The organism is Chitinophaga sp. CCNWYY40, assembly GCF_037483205.1.
GTDB lineage: Bacteria > Bacteroidota > Bacteroidia > Chitinophagales > Chitinophagaceae > Chitinophaga > Chitinophaga ginsengisegetis.
In genome coordinates this window covers 13,497-33,207 of record NZ_JBBHLF010000008.1, presented here as the reverse complement: position 1 = coordinate 33,207, position 19,711 = coordinate 13,497, and the positions used below count along the sequence as shown (strand labels likewise).

The 19,711-nt window shown below is 40.2% G+C and carries 19 protein-coding genes; 5 read left to right on the top strand and 14 right to left on the bottom strand.

Features of this window, described 5'->3' with window-relative positions:
• Positions 1 to 71 precede the first annotated feature (71 nt).
• Genes V7S65_RS28000 through V7S65_RS27990 form a run of 3 tightly spaced genes read right to left on the bottom strand, consistent with a single transcriptional unit; the run spans position 72 to position 1,695 of the window.
• Positions 72 to 680, bottom strand: coding sequence for a RipA family octameric membrane protein (locus V7S65_RS28000; protein WP_336389215.1), 609 nt, complete (start codon positions 678 to 680; stop codon positions 72 to 74).
• 7 nt (positions 681 to 687) lie between these two features.
• The gene (locus tag V7S65_RS27995; RefSeq protein WP_336389216.1) at positions 688 to 1,428 is read right to left on the bottom strand and encodes a CBS domain-containing protein; all 741 of its coding nucleotides are present in this window, start codon (positions 1,426 to 1,428) and stop codon (positions 688 to 690) included.
• A 39-nt stretch (positions 1,429 to 1,467) separates the two neighbouring features.
• Complete coding sequence (locus V7S65_RS27990) at positions 1,468 to 1,695, bottom strand: helix-turn-helix domain-containing protein (protein WP_089903787.1); 228 nt, start codon at positions 1,693 to 1,695, stop codon at positions 1,468 to 1,470.
• Between the two features lie 394 nt (positions 1,696 to 2,089).
• On the opposite strand from V7S65_RS27990, the gene V7S65_RS27985 reads away from it, so the two are divergent.
• From V7S65_RS27985 to V7S65_RS27965, 5 genes are all read left to right on the top strand, one after another.
• Positions 2,090 to 2,911, top strand: a complete 822-nt coding sequence (locus V7S65_RS27985) for an RNA polymerase sigma factor (protein WP_336389217.1) — start codon at positions 2,090 to 2,092, stop codon at positions 2,909 to 2,911.
• Positions 2,880 to 3,977 (top strand): hypothetical protein, encoded by a 1,098-nt coding sequence (locus V7S65_RS27980; RefSeq protein ID WP_336389218.1) that lies wholly within the window; start codon positions 2,880 to 2,882, stop codon positions 3,975 to 3,977. The genes V7S65_RS27985 and V7S65_RS27980 overlap by 32 nt, the downstream gene beginning before the upstream one ends.
• Positions 3,978 to 4,204: 227 nt before the next feature.
• Entirely contained in the window at positions 4,205 to 4,504 is a 300-nt protein-coding gene (locus V7S65_RS27975; protein ID WP_336389219.1) for a hypothetical protein, read from the top strand.
• Between the two features lie 78 nt (positions 4,505 to 4,582).
• Entirely contained in the window at positions 4,583 to 5,287 is a 705-nt protein-coding gene (locus V7S65_RS27970) for a metallophosphoesterase (RefSeq protein ID WP_336389220.1), read from the top strand.
• On the top strand, positions 5,274 to 5,522 hold the full coding sequence (locus tag V7S65_RS27965; protein ID WP_336389221.1) for a hypothetical protein: 249 nt from the start codon (positions 5,274 to 5,276) through the stop codon (positions 5,520 to 5,522). The genes V7S65_RS27970 and V7S65_RS27965 overlap by 14 nt, the downstream gene beginning before the upstream one ends.
• 3 nt (positions 5,523 to 5,525) lie before the next feature.
• On the opposite strand, the gene V7S65_RS27960 is transcribed toward V7S65_RS27965, so the two are convergent.
• From V7S65_RS27960 to V7S65_RS27910, 11 genes are all read right to left on the bottom strand, one after another.
• Positions 5,526 to 6,101: a hypothetical protein gene (locus V7S65_RS27960; protein ID WP_336389222.1), complete on the bottom strand. Its 576-nt coding sequence runs from the start codon at positions 6,099 to 6,101 to the stop codon at positions 5,526 to 5,528.
• Between the two features lie 20 nt (positions 6,102 to 6,121).
• Complete coding sequence (locus V7S65_RS27955; protein ID WP_336389223.1) at positions 6,122 to 7,144, bottom strand: relaxase/mobilization nuclease domain-containing protein; 1,023 nt, start codon at positions 7,142 to 7,144, stop codon at positions 6,122 to 6,124.
• The gene (locus V7S65_RS27950; RefSeq protein ID WP_336389224.1) at positions 7,141 to 7,521 is read right to left on the bottom strand and encodes a plasmid mobilization protein; all 381 of its coding nucleotides are present in this window, start codon (positions 7,519 to 7,521) and stop codon (positions 7,141 to 7,143) included. The genes V7S65_RS27955 and V7S65_RS27950 overlap by 4 nt, the downstream gene beginning before the upstream one ends.
• A 165-nt stretch (positions 7,522 to 7,686) precedes the next feature.
• Complete coding sequence (locus tag V7S65_RS27945; RefSeq protein ID WP_336389225.1) at positions 7,687 to 8,085, bottom strand: hypothetical protein; 399 nt, start codon at positions 8,083 to 8,085, stop codon at positions 7,687 to 7,689.
• Between the two features lie 86 nt (positions 8,086 to 8,171).
• The gene (locus V7S65_RS27940; protein WP_336389226.1) at positions 8,172 to 9,107 is read right to left on the bottom strand and encodes a CHC2 zinc finger domain-containing protein; all 936 of its coding nucleotides are present in this window, start codon (positions 9,105 to 9,107) and stop codon (positions 8,172 to 8,174) included.
• 26 nt (positions 9,108 to 9,133) lie between these two features.
• Positions 9,134 to 9,439 carry a hypothetical protein gene (locus tag V7S65_RS27935; protein WP_336389227.1) on the bottom strand — a complete coding sequence of 102 codons (306 nt, stop codon included), beginning with the start codon at positions 9,437 to 9,439 and terminating at the stop codon, positions 9,134 to 9,136.
• Between the two features lie 110 nt (positions 9,440 to 9,549).
• A complete protein-coding gene (locus V7S65_RS27930) occupies positions 9,550 to 10,590 on the bottom strand; it encodes a hypothetical protein (protein ID WP_336389228.1) in 1,041 nt (346 codons plus the stop codon).
• A 470-nt stretch (positions 10,591 to 11,060) separates the two neighbouring features.
• Positions 11,061 to 11,501: a T9SS type A sorting domain-containing protein gene (locus V7S65_RS27925; RefSeq protein ID WP_336389229.1), complete on the bottom strand. Its 441-nt coding sequence runs from the start codon at positions 11,499 to 11,501 to the stop codon at positions 11,061 to 11,063.
• 26 nt (positions 11,502 to 11,527) lie between these two features.
• Positions 11,528 to 12,586: a hypothetical protein gene (locus V7S65_RS27920; protein ID WP_336389230.1), complete on the bottom strand. Its 1,059-nt coding sequence runs from the start codon at positions 12,584 to 12,586 to the stop codon at positions 11,528 to 11,530.
• A gap of 20 nt (positions 12,587 to 12,606) precedes the next feature.
• On the bottom strand, positions 12,607 to 13,140 hold the full coding sequence (locus tag V7S65_RS27915) for a hypothetical protein (protein WP_336389231.1): 534 nt from the start codon (positions 13,138 to 13,140) through the stop codon (positions 12,607 to 12,609).
• Positions 13,141 to 13,158: 18 nt separating this feature from the next.
• Entirely contained in the window at positions 13,159 to 19,542 is a 6,384-nt protein-coding gene (locus V7S65_RS27910; RefSeq protein ID WP_336389232.1) for an FG-GAP-like repeat-containing protein, read from the bottom strand.
• Positions 19,543 to 19,711 lie beyond the last annotated feature (169 nt).

The window sequence follows — 19,711 nt, the reverse complement described above, 5'->3', positions numbered from 1 at the left end:
TACCACAATTATTTGGTGCATCGAGTTCAATATTTATTTACTAAGAGCTATAAAAAACCGAATTTTACGAGTCAATTTTTATATGAGATTTCTCTTTTGACAAATGAAAATGGTTTTCTAATACTTCCCGTTTTTCCCGGTCCCCAGACCATTAGTACCAAGCATATAAAGGTTATCAAGCATGCTATTATTATCAATAAATCTGGCTTACAATGGCTATCACATTTAAAACTCATTTTGACGAACAGGAAATCGAAGAATAAAAGCGCCCAAATAGCAATTACAGCACCATTAACAATAATGTTAATGTTAGATACGGAGAAACTTTTCTTCTCTAGAACAGTCTTATAGATCGGACCTGTTACTATATCTTCAAGCATATCTATATGCTTTTCCCAGTTCTTTTGCCACTTCTTACTACCAATATTGACTAATAACCAGCCAACTGAGAAAATCAGCCCCAAGCAAATAACAAAAAATTGCAGCTGCGGAAACCTTATTTCAATTGTGCTTGACGCAGCAAGAGCAAAAAAACCTGCAAATGCAGCCGCAGTAAACGCCCAGAAATAACTTGCACGCTGCCAATAGCGCTCTATCTCAAAATCTCTATTCAGCCAAGCCCGCTCCAATGCTTTTTCTTCTAATCCTTCAAAAAGGGAATAATACTCACTCTTCTGCATGCATATATCATTTTGATTTTTTATCACTAATGCTAATAACTATACTTGCCAAGTATTCATCCAACTTATTTCTTTCAACAATTCCAATAAGTTGCAATTGAGAATTAACAACCGGAATAAAATGAATACCATTTTCTCTCATGATTTTTAAAGCATCAACGGCAGTTTGTTCTGCCTTTACATAAATACGGACGGTGTCGCTTTTACTAAATGATTTAATTATATCAATTCCATTATTAATTCCGTCAGGATATTGATCAGTATTCAGAACTCTATTCCTATTTATTCTAGTAATGCTTTTAAGCCTACCGAAATTATCTGTGAGTTGCAAATACTGAACATTGTAAAAGAACTCCAAATATCTTCTGACATCGTAACGATTGTACAACAAATTTGGATTATCTCGAAAGCGGATAACGTTCACGGCAGCAATCTGATCCACAGGATAATCTTGAAGCCCTATAGTCGATCCTTTTTCTTCAGCGATTATAGGATGCACTAATTGTATAATGGAAGTATTTGTCAGAATAGACTCCTCAGCTACAATTTCCAATTCAATTCCAAAGCCAGAAAATTTCTTAATATATTTCCCTATTACTAAACAAAAGATTAAGGGCAGCAGGGCGACACCTATCCATTTTATATCAATATCCAGAAGTTGAGGACAGTTTATTCTGGTAATGAATAAAAATGAGAAGATTACTATGCTACCAATAATGGCATATAAAAAATTATTTTTAGAATCCATAGGTCTATTGTAGATAGTTACTTTTTGGGGTACGCCTTTCTAAAATTCCGATGCAAAATGATTAAGATCAACGGAAAGAGTATCAATAATTTTTAACAATGTTGTATATGATGGATTAGACAGACCTGCCTCCAATTTCTGAACATAACTTACAGACAATTCCGCCGCGTATGCAAAATTTCTAATGCTTAATTTTTTTGCTTTACGCAATTTTTGAAGCTTTTTTCCAAACTCTTTTAATATTTCTTCCTCCTGAAGGGCATTCATTAAAGGAAGTTCCGCTAAATCAGAAAATATTTCGCACCTCTATAGATGTACAATTGAAAAATTATCCTATCTTTATAAAAGAGAGACTATCAAATCTTTCCATAAAATACTAATTTGGCGATTCTACTAATATAGCATGAATCGCCTCGCAAATGCCTTGGTCCCCGAAACGACCAAATTCCAGACCAACAGGGCAACGGCGAAGCTCACGTCATAAAGGCGCGTGGGCTCGCGTTGCTTTGGTCTTTAGGCGCTTGGTCGTGCCAGGGGACGGTAACGTTGAGTCCTGCGCCTTTTTTATACTCCCCCGCAGGCTCCAATTAAACATACTGAAATGGCATTGGTAGTTATTCGACCACTACAATCTTATCATGTCTATTTGAAATTGGAAACTATGAGTAGATATATTACAATCGGCACACTGGAGAACATAACCCATTTTCAACTTTTCAAAGCAGGTGATGAAACAGGACTGAACTATATATACAATAACCTATACAAGCCAGTCTTCTATTACGCCAGACGCATAATTGAGGATTCCTTTGCTATAAACTCCATCCTCCAGGAAGCCTTTCTCCGGGCATGGAATTTCAGAACTCGAATGACCAGCATGCTGCATCTATTCCGGTTCATCCGCCTGTGTGTCCGGTGGGGGTGTTACGAATACCTTAGAAAGAAGCTCAGTAAATTCAATCGCAGCTTTACACACCTTGAATTTCTGGAAAATAGCTATTATGCTTCATTTAATCCGGAAGACGAGCCGGAATCCCGCTACCTGTCGGGAAAAGATCTCGAACGTCTCGAAAGAATAGAAAAGGCCATTCCATATTTACCGGCCAACAGACAAACCATTATACGGCTCTATATGCTCTATGGTCTTAACTATAAAGAAATAGCCAGACGGTTTGCGGCTCCATATCAGCATATAACAACGGAAATTCAGGAAAGCATTGAATCCCTAAAATCGATGCTGCTGGTCCCTACGCAAAAGCAAGCCACTATCAGCAAGAGCCATCAAGATAACTATACAGCATACTTAACACCAGAACAAGCCCAGATATACAAATTACGCCACCAGGACAAATACAGTTTTGACAGGATTTCTCAGGAAACGAACAGGCCATTAGCTGATGTAGTAAATCAATACGTTTCAGCCAATCAAACCTTACAAAAGATTCGCAAACATGGAAACAAGAAAAATCATTGTTACGCGTAGAATCCAGTTACTTATCAACAGTGATGACGACCAGGTAAGACATACAACCTGGGAGACGCTGTGGCAATGGCAACATTTCTGTTTCCGGGCCGCCAATCAAATATCTACACATCACTTTATTCAGGATCAGATAAAAGAGCTGTTCTATCTAAAGGATGATACAAAGGTTAAGCTGACTGATGTTCGCAAAGATCCGGACGGGATATTAACTACCTCTAAAACCAATACCACTTATCAGTTCCTCAGCAAACGATATAAACAGGAAATGCCGATGGCAATACTAGGGTGTCTAAATAATACCCTTGTATCTACCTACAACAAGGAAAAAGAAGCATATTGGAAAGGAGATAGATCACTGAGGAACTATAAACGCAATATCCCAATACCCATACCGGCTGGCGCTTTAATCAGAATTCGGCCCATCGAACAAAGTAGAAACTATACTTTCTCTCTCTATGGGCTTCATTTTAGAACTTATTTCGGAAAGGATCTGGATGATAAGTATAGTATGTGGAAAAGGGCTATAGAAGGAGATTACAAACTTTGCGATAGCTCTCTGCAATTAGACGGTAGTAAGATTTATCTGCTGGCTGTTTTCCTGTTCGATAAACAGGTGGGCAATCTGAAAACGGAAGTGATAGCCGAAGCATCTCTTTCTATGGAAATCCCGGTGGTGGTAAAAATAAATAGGTATCAATATAGAATAGGCACAAAAGAAGACTTTCTCTATCGTAGACTGGCTATCCAGGAAGCTATCCGGCGCTGTCAGAAATCATCTGGCTTTAACAGGACTAAAAACGGCAAAGCGCGAATGCGTCAAAAGGTAAATACCTTTCGCGATGCAGAAAAGAGGTACATCAACTATAAACTCCACGTTTACAGTAAACGGCTGATAGATCTTTGTATAAAGCATCAAGCGGCCACACTGATTCTGGTGGATCAACAGGAAACAGAAGAACTGGCGAAAGAAGAAAAATTTGTTTTGCGAAATTGGAACTATTGCGGATTACGACAAAAGATCACTTACAAAGCCAATAAAGCCGGGATTATTATAATTGTAGAATAGCCCTGGCTAACAAAATATTTGAGGGTGCTTGTACACCCGTAGAGTGAGGCTTCATGTGTACTCACTAAATATCTTTCCTTTTATGATATCCATATAAGGGGTGTATACAATTACATGGTTCGCGGCTCATCCTGCAACCGTACCAGGAAAGCTGAAAGCTATATACAACAGAGTCAGTACTCTACAAACAATCAAACCATTTATTATTCAATTAACCTCCTTCAATTATGGAAAATAGTAACCCGCTAATCAATTCTTCTGAAATAGAAGATGATTACAGCCAACGGCCATTCCGGCTTAACCAACAAGAAATCAATAACCCACAATTGGTAATTACTGATTTCTGGGAAAGATATTCCCTTCAGGGCTTTAGAAAACATCTATGGAATGGATTTATTAAAAATCTGCTTATGGGCAACATTGATCCATTAGGAACAGCAGAACTATACATAGACATGGAAAGAATGATTGAAGTTATTTATTTGCTTAGAAATCAGGTTACCGATAATACACCTGAAAACAAATAACTTCCAGGACCAGGCATATCCAGGATTATAAATAATTACATTAGCAACATATTAACTTTCATCTAATACAATATCAGAATGGTTATCATTGGTGATCTTCATGGAGGTTATCCAGAAATACTTTACAAGATCAAAAAATTTGGACTGGAAAATTGTTCCTTTATACAGGTTGGAGACTGGGGGCTTGGCTTTCAGCATAAAGATCTTGACATAAAAGCATTGTCTCAAATTGATAAATTTTTTAGGGAGAAGGAAAACCAACTGTACATATTGAGAGGCAATCATGATAATAAGTGGTTCTGGGATCACCGGGATGCTTTCAATCTTCAAAATGTCAAACTGGTACAGGATTATGAAGTACTTGAAATAGAAAATCAACAGGTCATTTTTATTGGTGGTGGTATATCCATTGACCGATTAAGCAGAACACCCGGTAAAGACTACTGGCTGGACGAAGAAATCCAGTTTGATGAGGCTTTGCTAAAATCAGCATGCGCTCAAGGCATTGACATAGCTATTTCGCACGTAGCCCCTAAAGAAACATGGCCTTATACCTTTGACCCCATCGTTCTCAATTTTATTGTTAAGGAGATGGCCGCCGGCAAAGACCTGGCCACTGACCTCGAAAACGAACGACAGATAATGAGCCAGATCTACTCATATCTTAAAGCTGCCGGATGCAAGGAATGGTATTATGGTCATTATCATGAATCCCACATGGAAGAAAGAGATGGATTAATTTTCAGATGCGTAGCAATCCAGGAAATGTATGACACAAAATAATCTAACACAGATATATTGGTTGGAAGGCTTCAGGGGAGTTGCCCACGGCAAACATGTTATTTCTATTGAGGACCTACCGGAATTTCTTAAAAAATGTAATGAAACCGGGCTGCAGGTAGTTGGTTTAAAAATCGGCAATCCGGTTCAACATCTGGAATGTATTCTTCACGCTAATGAAAGCTATATTCAGCAATTTGGTAAGACTGCACAGGAAACCTGGTATTTCAGACCGTAGCTACTACCGGTTCCTCTCATCAGCTTTCTTCCTCAACTCCCTGGCAGACTGTTCTTGTTCAGTAGCCAGTCGCAGCATTTCAAGCCGGTCATTTTTCAATTGCTCCTGTCGTAGTACACTATCCCGCAGGGCGGGAGTCTGATAATATAGACTGTCGGTAGTGGTTAATAATTGCTGAATTGATCTACTATCCTGTAGTTTTAGGAAACGGTATTTTGTGTCTGCTTCTTTATACTGCTTTAGGCTATCAGCTGTATTATACCACCCCATACTCAGGACTGCAACGACTATCATCAGGACTATCACTATAAAAATAACCTTTGACAAATGATGATGATGTATTAAGTTGTCTGTCCGGGGTGTTTTCATTATCCGGATGTTCTGAGATAAAGCGGCAGTTAACATTACTACTTCTTCTTTAGGTAGCGAATGTTGGAGGAAAGTATTATGCATCTCCTTCCATATTTCGCCAATCTTACCGGAGCTATCAGGAATAGCCTTTACCTTTTCATCCAGCCCCTGCAATAACTTTTCCTGTTCATCTACTTTGGATGCGAGTGTCTCTATAATCTGATTCATGATTTGTTGCTTTTAAGATTTCAATGAGATTGCCTTTTCTGCTTTCTTTTCTGTTTCCGATCATACGCCTCCTGGGTTAACTCATAAGGAATAGTATTGCCGGTCATCTCAGGCTGCAATAACCATTCAATAAGATTTGCTAAATTTTGAATCCCTAGTACCAGGGGAGAACCGCTATTATACTGGGGCCAATCATTTTCGGTATAGTGATTCTTTTTCCCAGATTGTTTTCGGGAAAGTGATTCAAAATTCCTTTGCTCCTGTTGCTTATGTGCCAGCTCCTTTTTCAGAGATAGAATCCTCTCGATTTTTGAAAGGGAGAAACCAACTTCGCTCCCCTTAATCTTTACTTTTTTTCCGTCAATAAATGCAATTCCTCTGCCTTTAATTACGGTATAACCCAATGAGCGCATCGCTTTTTCAAAGGCCGGATAGTCATTCACCTTTCTCAAAGTGTTCTGAATATGATCTTTCAGCTTTACCTTTCTCTGGTCCTGTCGGGGAGTTAATTGCTGCTCTTTCGATAAAAAAGCCTTCGGACTCAATACTCGCGTCAACCCTAGTTTCTGTTCCTGCTTTCGGCAAAAAGCTGCCATTCGCCTATAGCTGTTGCTATCACTGGCAGCTTTGCCGTCCAGTCCCACCCTATTTGCTACTATATGAAAATGCTGTTCACGGGTGTCTTTATGAAAAACCATCAGGTACTGATGATCTGCAACATTAAATTCCTTTACCAATGCTTCCCCCAACTCAATCAGTTGATCTTTGGTCAGGTGGTCACCTTCAGCCAGCCTGATAGAAAGATGAAATGCGGGCTTTTCCACCCTTTTACTCAGGCGGGCTACATCTCTAAACTGTTCAGCCATCTCATACTTATCACCGCAACAATTACTAAAAGCAAGTATTTCTGCTCTATCCTTATGCTGAACGCCATCCCTTAAAGACATTTCCATTTTCTGCTCTTCGGACAACTCTCTTTTATCTTCCAGTACATAACTGATAAGATGATAAAAAGAACTTCCGGTTATTACTGTGCCGATCACCTGAGATAATTTTTAATATCCACCGCAATACCTTTTAGCACCGGCACCAGGTTTTGAAGGTCTACCCGCTCCAGCATTGATAAGTCTTCATCTTTATTACGCTTTTTGGCTACCTGGTTAATGTTGGCTGCTATATGATTAAGTGTTCCAGATAGCGCCAATACTTCGGCGGGGAATACTTTAACCTGCTGATCAACCTTACCGTTTACAGACATCTGCCTGATATACTCTGATATATTCAGGTTTAATTCCTTTGCCTTTTGAGCAATGACCAACTTTTCAAAAGCTGAACATTTGAATGTCAGGATAATATTTTTCCTGACTTCTTTTAATGGACGCCCTCCTTTATTCCCCGGCTGCCTATCATTCTGCGTCATGATTCAGTTCATTTTATTTTTTTGAATCCGCCTGTCAGCGGATGAAAAAACCTACCCACAAATGCGATAGCATGCGGTGGGTCAGAAGTTTTGGTATTACCAAAACATAGCTGGCTATACCGAACCTCAAGACCCATATGCTCCTGTCCGCATGGCTTTTCTACGCTATAATTTGTCATCTGATTTGGGAGAAGCTATCTTTTTAGTTTCCCCTTCAGGCCCGTTTTTCTTGGGTCCGGGCTTAGTTAATTTGTTCTGAGGTAGTAACTCCATCTCAAAAATCATGGGGCTATCTATCCCGTATTTATAGATATTCTTTTTCAAGTCCATCCAAAGTTGAATGTTATAATCCGCCAGTTCTATTAGTTCATCACGGGTTAACCTGAAGGGATTATGCACAGATGCGGGGGAATTACTTTCCGAAACCCCATCGTTGCAGGCGAGTATATTGGGGCGATACCCTTCACCAAGCTCTAATGATTTCCCGATAGCCATGCTATTTCCAAATAACTTAATCTGCTTACCAGAACTTAATTGCAGTGTTTTTCTTTTGAAGTCTGCCATAATTTGAGATTTTTAATAATTGAATAATTACTCCTGAGAGGAGTGGGTTACGGTGAAAAGAAAAAGGATCGTCACCTTTTCTGATGTTAACCTGGGCGTAGCTTTTTGAGGTTGTCTTGTGGGCGTTTGGTGGTTTCCCCAGAGTTAGAATGGATGAGAAATTGATTCAAGTCCTTGCAGTTCCCATATATGTAACTGCAATCCCGGTATTTCTTGTCCAGAGATAACGCCTGATGCGTTTGGGTAATACCTGCTTTATCTCTATCCAAATACAGATGAATAGTCTGATGCCCTTCCATTAATTCCCGCCTCTTTTTAAAGAAGGATAAAGAATTTAGTACCAGGTAATTGGTCACCGGTAGATTTTTCTCCTGATAGATCATCAGGAAAGATAGAAAACTGAAGAAGCCTTCATATACGGATACTTCAGATGCACCGTTATCAATAAACGTAGTTGCCTTGGGGCTGGAACTCCCTTTGAAATAAGGATTACGCAACTCATACCCACCGGCATCATTTTTAAAACCGATAGCGTAATAATCCTTTCCGTAAAGGGAGTACCGAACTTCCCGGCAAAACTGCCGGGCAAGCTGCAAGGGAATACAGCGCACTTCCAAATAATGAAGCAGGGCCGGTGATGTAATCGGCGCATCCCCTATCAGCAGGATCTTTTTTTCTTCACTGGAAAAATGGGGAGCTGGTCCCACTGGTGCAAGTTGAGATACAACCTGGTGCCGATGAAAAGAAAGGAAAGATTGCAGCTTCTCCAAAACTTCAGGAATGGTACAATGATGAAACAGCATTCCAAAGTCTACAATACTTCCTCCCTGACCAATTCCAAAATCATAAAACAGATTCAGCTTGCGGTTAACCTTAAAGGAGGCTGTAATCTCTTCCCGAAACGGAGATAAATACCAATAATCCTGACCTCGGATCTTCTGGGGCTGGTAACCAAGGGATGCCAGGTAATCAACCATGTCGATCCGCTTTGCCTCGGCAATGGGGAAATCATTTGTTGCCATAAAATGGTTTGAGATGGGTTAAAGGGTTAATCTTCCCGTTCGGGTTTCTGGTTCATGGATCGAATCCGCTTGATGTCTTCCTCCAGCTCAGACAGGTAAAACACCTTCTTACGCTCACCCAGGTCATGGCGACGGATCAGGGACATTTGTACGAACTTCCGGAGTGTGGGGGCTGAAACACCTATAATTTTACAAGCCTGCCGGATGTTCAGCGGTGTTTCTGATAAACCTTTGGATAGGTTACTCTCCTGGAGGCAGGACTTAACGATACTTTCAATAAAGAGCCTTGCTTGCTCTATACTGAAACCAATAAATTGCATTTGCTCACTCATATCTCTTCACTATTGATTCAGAGCAAATATGAATGGAAAAAATGCCGGTTTAGGGCAAATACCGGAAAGAACATGCAAAATCCGGACTTTATTTGTAGGATGGCGATTACTTATTTTCTTTTATTGTTGGCTAACTCCTTCTTAATCAATTCAATAATGGAAGACATTTCTTTCTCCTGTTGTTTACGCTTCTTGGGATTAATCTTGCCCATACTCACCTCAGAAAAACTGGAAAATGGGGTTCCATTTGCCTTGAATACCCGAACTTTCTTTTCAATTACCTGCCAGGAAACGATAAGTCCTTTTGCATCCTTCAATGCCTGGAAGATAATTTTTAGAGACTGATTATCGAAGTTATCCTTTTTGATCAGCTTTAATATGGGACTGTTTTCATCGCTAAATATCTTACGAAAGGTATCCACATCGTAAGGGATATGAAAGTAAGGTTGGAAGACGGTATATAAAAAATCAACCACTTCTTTGCAAGTTACTGGAGAGAGTTCTTCATTTAACTTCAGATAATTATAACTGCTGGCTTCCCTTTCCCGCTTTTCGGATGTGGGCACAACCAATTGTTTGGAAGAAGGGGTACCTCGTTGTTTATTCACCTCTGTAATTTTCGCCTTCCCTGTCTTTCCTTGCAGAGTTCGCAAATAGTTTAGTAACATCACTCTTTGCTCCTTGTCGTTCTCCGCTATCCTTAAAAAGTCTGCATTCTTTTGAAAATTGGATTTTTTCAGCAAAGCCCATTTCTGTTTGTGATCTGCGTCATCCAAATCATATTGATATGCCTGAGGATATTTCTTGAGCAACTTAATCAGGTATTCAAGTTTTGTATCATCATAATGTTGGTTTTCTAATTTTGTAAATATTTCAATTTGAAGAATGGATTTCTCAAAGTTGAAGTATAGATACCGGCTACACCAGTCAAAATGATTTACCAGGCTATCGAAGTTTAAAGGAAACGGACATTTTATAAATGAAATACAGTAGTGGTTATACAGAGCGTGGTTGGCCAGTTTATCAAAGTCAATAGTCAAACGAAAAGATTTCTTCGTTTGATCATTGTAGGGTATCTCCCGAATGAATACGCTTGTTTCAGCTACTCTGACCATAAAGGGTACATCCTTGACTTGTTCCAGGGTTGTCATCACTTATAGGTTAACTCATTAAATAGATACTTGAATATACTAAATAATGAGAATATTTGGAAGATTAGGGCAGAGAGTATATATTAGAAGATCCAATAATCCAAATTCTAATACCTATCATTCATGAGTTACAGATTTTAAATTCTATGAAGAGAGAAATGTAGCGATATTTACGACTAACCAGGTTTTAGAGTGCAAGCCCATTTTGTATGTTTACCACAATGACGATGGGGCATGGCAGTTTCACAGTGAACAAGAGCCTGATCTTAAAGATTCCAAACTGGTTAGTCTGTAAAAATAACCAAGATAGACCCCAGTGTGAATGAGCTTTATCACTTGTCTTTGAGGAAAAGGCACCTCACGGAAATCAGAAAAAAGATCTTTGGGATTGGGAATAGCCATTGTCTGTTTAGCAGACAATGGCTATTCCTAAAAATTAAGCATCTTTTGAGTTCCTAATAGCGCAACCCTTAATATTTCATACTCCCACCAGAACTAATTTTAACCACTTTCCTGATCAGGTTTTGTTCATCACTAACAACTTTAATCAAATAAACACCATCTGAGTAATTGCTAAGATCCAATGTCCGATGTAAATAATCTGCATTTTCCTGAAAGAGTATCACCCCATTGGTATTATAAATAAACAATCTTCCATTTTTTAGTGGCCGGGAAAAGTTAATATTGACAGTAGCGGCAGTTGGATTGGGATACAGATTTTGTAGTAACACTGAACTATCATTACTGGTTTCTGCAGCCATTTTGGCTGCAGCACACTTATATTCTCTTTTAATACGATTACCAGCAGCATCGTAGGTAAAAACAACCCCACAAGTTCCCACAGGTAAAGTTTGGGCAACTGAAATGCCAGAAAGAGCAGCAAAAAATGCGAATAATAAAAGTTTCTTCATAGCTTCTTTTTTAATAGGGGATAATGCTAAAAAATAAACTGCCCTGTGTTCACATCAATTCCGGTAGCTGCCGCGAGACCAAGACCATTATCGCAACTAACATCCAGGCTGTATACCTGTTCAATAAATGCAGGCATACCTTCTGCATATTGTTCTCCCAATACTTTCCGCCAATAAATTGCCTGATTTCTTCTTTCAGATGGATGCAAATAAGCAGAAAGCATAATAGACTGACCTTTATGTTCGATGGGGAGTAGTCTACCATTTTGATAGATATATATTTCCTGCTGAACTACCACCGCCCAGCAATTGTTTATTTCATGGCGACTACTATCGGTTTGTTGCTCATACAATTTTACCTTACCAGGGTGTTTATCATCTGGCAGTATAATAGTTTGCCTGATACCTGGTTGATTAGCTCTAAATTCATTGAAGCTACTGTATATGCCATCATTCAGATTATCAGTACGCAATGCCGGAGCAGGTACAAAGTTATTAGTGGATTGTATGGCGTTGGTCATGCTTATTTTTTGCTGCTCAGTCTCATTATTTCCCTTTCTTACAGTTAAGAGGCAATTTAATGCCTCTGCTATGCAGGTAGCCACCAATGAATCTTTCCCATGACGCTCCATAATAATAACAGTATCCATTTCTCCGGCTGTTTCATATTGTGCCGATTTTACTTCTGCCTGATAAACATTGGCTTTTAACTTAACAAGACAACGATCAGCAGATTGTTGAAGCCTCAGGGAGTGGATCACCCACAGACTTCGCATAGCCGTCGGAGAGTAATAATTACTGTAGACTGATTTTACATATTGATTGAGCCAGAGCGTCATTGTAGTATCAGGCGCCAAAGTAACAATGTCGTTGAGGGTGGTCGCAACTTCATATCCTAACTTGGTAGTATCAGTTGTTGCAATAGCGATAACTATATCAGATACATTTAGCCTGGGTGAAACCGCTGTTTTTAAGGATTGTGGCGACAAAACAATCTTCCTGGTATTTTCATCTGATAGCTGTTGTGCATTTACTACCGATGGAAGCAATACCATTATTAGTATTATCCAATTTATAAAGCGCATTACGAGGGTATTTAAGATCATTAAAAATTTAATCCAGTCATGAATTGTTCCAAAGGTGTTGTTATAAGACGTTCGTTTGCAAAAAAGTGATCAACTTCCATCGCTAATTCCTGATCTTTGATTCGCATTCTCCATTGGAAATGCCCGTGTATAAATATGCTAAACCTGAGACCTAGATCTGCCACTTTATAGGGATCTACCTCTTCTGCAGCTAGGAATGTTTGTAATTCCTTTAGTAGTTGTATATAATAATTCACTTCTTCTTCCAGCAGATACTGTCTGGTGAATGGAGTATACAAAATACGATATGCCAAACGTTGGCCAATAGAAAAACAAAGGGTATCCTGTAATGGTTGGACGAGTTGAGTATCTGGCTTGCTAACCAAAGTAGATAAATACCTTCCTACCCTTTCAGGCACTATCCTGCTGTTATAAAAATCCTGCACCTCTCTCCATGTTCCATTGTTACTACGGTGCAATGACAATGCGACCTGATGTGAGTATGCATACAAAAAAATTAAAAGCCTTCTACTGACGTATATCTTTCTACTCATACATGCGTTATATAATTGTTAAGGAGTGCTGAAGATCCAATCCAAAAGATTCCATTTATAATAAGTCGGTTGGGCATTTTTAATAACAAATGGCGCTATTGTAGGAGTACTGACTCTCGCTCCATTCCCTGTTCCCCCCATTGAAGTTGGATGTGGATATATTACCTGAGATTTAGGCACACTAAACTCCACATATGCTCCTCTCTTATATTGGCCCAGCTTAACCATACCTGGCTCCAGAAACGGAGACAATTCTACATCGACACCAGGTGGTTGGCCTCTCCCTGTAAATACTTCCCCAGATTTTTTAATCAGCTTCATATTTTGCACACTTGTATGATGTCGGACTCTTACCATTTCATCACCTGCGGAGCCTCCTCCTACGTTTTGAGGAATACCGTTCTGTAGATCGTCACTTATTTCCGGCAGTGTGGCCTGGGCAGTTTGAACCGGAGACAAAGATACCGGGTTATTACTTTTTCCTGTCCAGGGATTAACATTTTCACTTTTAGCAGTATTCAGGCCTGAGATGGAACCAGTGATCAAGCCAGTTGTAAGTCCATAGCCGGCACCTGTAAGACCATCTCCCAGCGCAGCTCCCAGACTCTTTCCCTGAGCCGCGGAGGATATCGTGCTGATCGTAAATCCAACAGCAGCTCCGGTAAGACCATGTGCTACCGCTTCTCTCACCAATGGGCCGGCAATACCAGAAGAAACAGTTGAAAGGTACGGAGAAATAGCATTTCCCAGCCCAGCCCCAGCAACACTAGTTACAGTACTGAATGCAGTAGTTTTAATCAGTGTTCCGATATTAATTCCCTGTCCTGCAGAAATCTGTGTATTGAGCCCATTTCCAAGTCCCAATATAGCACCTCCCAAGGCGGCGTTACCAGTGGCCGCAGTAACTGCTCCGGAGGCTGCTCCTGTAGCAAAATAGCCTACTCCCTGCCAGAAATTGCCGACATTTCCCGAAATAAGATTGCTAGTAAGATTAACAGCTCCTCCAATAATAGCACCGGCAAGGATATGCCAGAAATTCCCATCCTGGTCAACAAATATCAGCGGATTATTATTGGCGTAAGTATAGCGGTTATATGCCTGTGAGCTGCCTAGCGAAGGCGTAAAGGCATCTGGGCTCATCATGCGCCCCAGCACCGGATCATACATCCTGCCATTCATATTCACCAGGCCAAACTGTGATAGATGCTCATGGCCAGTGTATCCTCTGTAAAGCCAATCAGGTCTGGCTGGGACGTTCTGATACTGCCATGTATCCGGATTGCGGTAACGACCCCAGGCATCAAAATTTTGCTGGGCTACAATTGCACCGGTAGCATCTGTCAGTGTAAGTAGGCTACCTAAATGATCTACATATACAAAGTACATTTTATCTACCCCATCTGACCTCACAATAACAGCACAGATGCCATTACCTCCCTGGATATAATGCAGTTCATATGTTTTCCCGTTTATAATGACCTGCTTCTCATAATCACCCAGGTAGTATTTACGTTGTGTGACCGCTCCGTTTACTGATAATTCACTCTTTACACGTCGATAATCAGGGCCATAGCCGAAAGTGAGCAAATTGCTGTTTTCCTTAACCGTAGCTGTTTTCTCAAAAGATGTATAAGTAATATCCTGTTGAGCAACCGGGATGACGGCAGGAGGGGTTGTGGCACCGGCAGGATTTGTGATATAATTAACTGCATGAACTCTTTGGGAGTTATAAACATAATTACCGGCATCTGTTTTTGAAACGATATTCCCCATAGAAACACCACTGGTGTTATCATAGTTCATGACCATCTGTTGCACCCCATTCAATTTCACCGTTGACAATCTATTGAGGTTGTCATAGGTAAATGTTTCTGTCTTTCCCTTGATCACGTCATTGCGTCCAGTGAGATTTCCGGTTGTAGTCTCAAAAGTAAAGTTCAGATCCTGTATACCTGGCGTATAATAACGTTTGGGGGTTCCAGTATTCAAGTCATAAGTTATGGTACTGGCTTTTCCGTTACCCAGCGTATAGCCTGTATAAACACCCCTGCTATTCACTGCTGTGGCATTGAACAGTTTCACACCGCTACCGGTCAGCACACCAGTCATTCTTCCGTTCCTATCATATTCCTGCTGAATGATCAGGCCGGATGGATAAGTTGTTTTTACCAGGTTACTGTATGTATCATAGTCGTACTGGCAGATCAGCTCACTGCCATCAATCATCTTTTTGGCCTTCTTTAACCGACGCAGGTTATCATATTCATGAGTTTCCACCACCCCTCCAGGACCAGATATCTTTGTTGGCTTATCATTGCTGTAACCATTTGCCGGATCATTAAAATATTCGTAACTGGTAATCCCTTCGGGTCCCTGCCTGGTAGTAATACGCCCTAAGGCATCATTAGTAATGACATAGGTATTACTGTTGGCATCGACTTGTTTGATCAGTTGTCCGAAGGCATCATATTCGTAGACCATATTGCCCGCATCCTTGTCATTCATAGCAGTTTGCCGGCCATATTCGTCGTATGTATTACTGATCAGTTGAAAAGCACCGTGACTTACAGTCGTCTTATTTCCCCAGCTGTTATATTGAAATTTAAGTTCCCCACCATTATCAATTACACTTACCACTTTACCAGTAGCGTCTACGATATTATTACTACTTATTCCCCCAGGAGCTGTTGCTGTAGTTTTCATCAGTCCTCCTGGCATTGCCTGATAGCTATAAGTAGTTGCTCCGGCAGGTGAAGTTTCGGAAGTTAACCGATTATAGGAATCATAAGTGTTACTAAAAGTAACTGGTGCTTCAGAAGTGTATGCCGGCACAGTTTGACTAACCAGATGTCCCCTTGCATTGTAAGTAAATGTCTGATTAATCAGCCCGCTGTTGAATCCGGTATTTTGCCGTCTTACTTCTCTTCCCAATATATCATACCATATCTTTGTATTTGACCCACCGCCTGGCTGAGAGGTACCAACAGCAAACACTCCGCCCTGTGTTTCCCAGGTAAGTGCCTGGGTGACAGCGTAACCTTCCGGTAAGGTTGTTTTAGTCAGGCGCCCAAAGCCATCATATTCGTAGGTTGTAGTAAGGCCGTCGATAGAACGAAAATTAAGGGGTTTGCCCCATCTATCATCATATAGATGAGTAGTTGATCTCGTAATGCCGCTACCAATCCATTCCCGCTTTGTGGGATATCTTCCTAATAAGTCAAAGGTGATTTTCTCTGTCCTTGTTGGCAGGCCGGCAGCCATCACATCCGTTTGGATAATGTTACCAAAAACATCGTAGTAGAGTTTTCTGGTTACAGCTTTCGGTAAACCGGCAAAACTAATTTTGGTTTCAGGGAGCCCAGTTGCATTATAGGTATATTTTACCGTTTCCGTAACAGCCGGGGATCCGGTACGCAGGTTTACACGCACTATCTGGTCAGGTAAAGAAGGAACCGGAGTATTATGTATACTATAGGTAGTGGTAACGGTACCAGTTTCAATTGGTGTCACAGTAGCTCCGGAAATTGTTCCTGTTTTGGATTCTGCTTTAATTATATTACCATAGTCATCATAAGTATTTGAGGTTTCTGTTGCCCATGCATTTAAAAGGTCACGTTCAATAACTTTGTCTTCCTTCTGAAAAAACCTTCTTACTGACAAAGGGGTAAAAGTATAAGTATGCTGTATTTCAGCAAAGTTAGTTCCATTGACACTTGAAGTTTGTTTTACAGTATATGGTACAAAATAAGTACTATGAATTTCATTTTCAGTAGTCGTTTTAATACCCGTAGTATTACTTTCTTCCATCTGTTTCAGAAAGCCCAGAAACCCCTTTCCTTTATGCAAAATAGCATCCTGATAACTAAATCTGGTAGAGGAAGTACCTCCAATTCCATCGGGCACATCAATTGATGCGAGTCCGTAAATAGACGGTTTAATGGCTTGATATGGTTTTGCATACAGATAGGGATAACCATTTATTTCGTTGGGATCAGCATATTCAAATGGAATTGAGCGCTGATAGAAATCTGAATATGTGTCATCAGAGAACAGTCTGTAATTTACATTTGTAACATGTCCTATACCATTGGTTACTTTGGTCAACAATCTTTCCTGCCTGAACGGTTTTATACTGACAATGTACCCGGTTTGTCCTCTAAGTGCTACGCAGTCTGTTTTTCCGTCGGCATTTAAATCTCCACTAATGGCATTATCCCCATTAATTGTTTGATTAACAGTAAAGCTTTCTTGATAGAATCCGTCTCCAGTGCTATAATAGGCAATATATTTTGAGCTGGAGGTAGAAAGGTCCATACAATGAATCAAGTCAGCTTTTCCGTCATGATTCAGATCTCCTACCACAAGGCTGTGTCCTTGTGCATAGCCATTATCACCAGGAAGCACAGGCAGATGCATGAGAGACATCGGCTTGGATACCAATCCAATACCAGTGCTGGTACAAAGAACCCATTGTGAACTATAATTATTGGGAGACTTACGGACAAGCAGATCTGTCTTTCCATCCCCGTTATAATCGGCTGGAAAAACTTTATAGTTTTTCTGTATCTCCGATGTTGTAAAAATTGTTTTGGCGCTATACATATAGCCAGTGGTTGCCGGCAATGGCTCCAGTGCTATCACATAACTCATATTATCCTTTACGACCAAAAGTTCTGTCTTTCCATCTCCATCAATATCTAAAGGGTAAATATTATCAGCAGCAGCAATTGTAGTGGCAAAGAATGCACCGGTATTGGTACCAATACCAAAATTCAAAATTTCCTGATTCACTACACCTTTTCCCGGTGTAGATAAAAAAGCCCCATAAGAGTTATCCGGATTAATTCCGAGTATCAGGATATAATCCTGATGACCATCTCCATCGAAATCTCCAGGAAGGAAAAAGTTACCACTTTTATGAATATACTTGCAATCCTGCGAATATGGGAACACATGCGGGATCTGGGCAAAGTCTTTTTTCAGATAGGTCCACCCGGAGGCAGCATTATAAATACGAGTATGATTGATGGATATTTTTCCAAAGGTTCTTGTAGCAGAACTACCACTACCCTGCTGTGTCGTTTGAGTAAAAATCACATCGTCCTTACCATCTCCATCATAGTCTTGTGACATGAAATTATAGAAGTGGTTTTCTTTAACTCCCATAATTTCAGTTGTAGCTGGCATCTGATAAGAATATAAGAAGGAGACGCCACCTGTGTTTCCAAATCCTATAAAATTGCGGTAAATCGCGTACTCCTTATGTTCCTTTATTCCATTGTTATTGTATGCATACCGCGCAGCCAGAATGTCCGTCTTTCCATCTCCGTCAAAATCCCCTGTTATGCAATCTCCAGATGGAAGAAATGGGTACGGTGGTAATATCTTAACATTATCAGTTACCAGGTTATTACCGTAATCAAATACGATCGGATTTAGTGTACTGCCATCCGCACCTATTTCTTTAACACTTTTAAGATAAGGCTGATCTTGATTATAAGCATAGGTAAATTGGTACGTTTTAAAGGCTTTCCCATTACTGGTAATAACAATGGAGGAAAGTAAAGCCAATGACCGAACCGGTATTCCATTTACATAAGCCGTTGTTTTATCAGTACGGTCAATATAATTAAATTTGATACTATTATAAGGAAGGGAGGAAGTATTTAGATTCCCGGTATACTTTATTTCGTCTATAACGCGACACTGGTCAGTATTATAATCCTTATAAGAGAAACTCATATAGTTTCCAAACCTGTCGTTGATCTGATTCAAGAAATAGTTTACCCGGACTTCCTCACCATTGTTGCCCCACTGAAATGATCCATCTCCAAGCCGCATTACAGTACCATCCTTACCTGTTACAACAAAGAAATCAGGCCCCCAATTACCACGACTATTTACTGACACAATCTTAGCATAGGTTTCACTTTCGGTGCCATATATTGTTGCGTTATCTCCGTTAGCACCAGATATTGGAAACAATCGGTTTCCATCCAGCATAAACACATCATTTGTCGTAAGAAAGTTAACGGGTGTAGCCATTCCGTTATAGTAGGCGTTCTTACCTGTTCGGGTCACCGCAGATAACCCACCGATGTTCCAGCCCACCCCAGCAATTCCATTCCCCGCCTGTGAGCTGTAGGTCAATGATAATTTAGGCATCAAACCATTCGTGCCATCAGGCAACTGAATAGGAAGGTTATAGGTGCTACCTCCAGAAGATGAATTACTAACCGATCCTGGTGAGCTTCCAACCGGAAGAGAAGTATTAATCTGTGCATTTGATGTCGCAGGAAGTAATAAAGTGCTCCAAAGTAAGATGAAGGTAATAAATGGCTTCATCCAGCTTACTGCATAGGAAGGGAAATAGGTTCTCTGAGAACCAACAGGTACAAACATGACGTAACTTTAAACAGTACAAAATATGTTTAAGGGGAATTTTGGAGATCACGGATACGGGTCAACTACAGATACAGGGTATTTAAAATTCACTCCTTTCAGGTAGCAATATTATGAAAAATTTCAACGTCCCAAATTTTTTTTCCTTTTTTTTTGTTTCAAAGAGAGG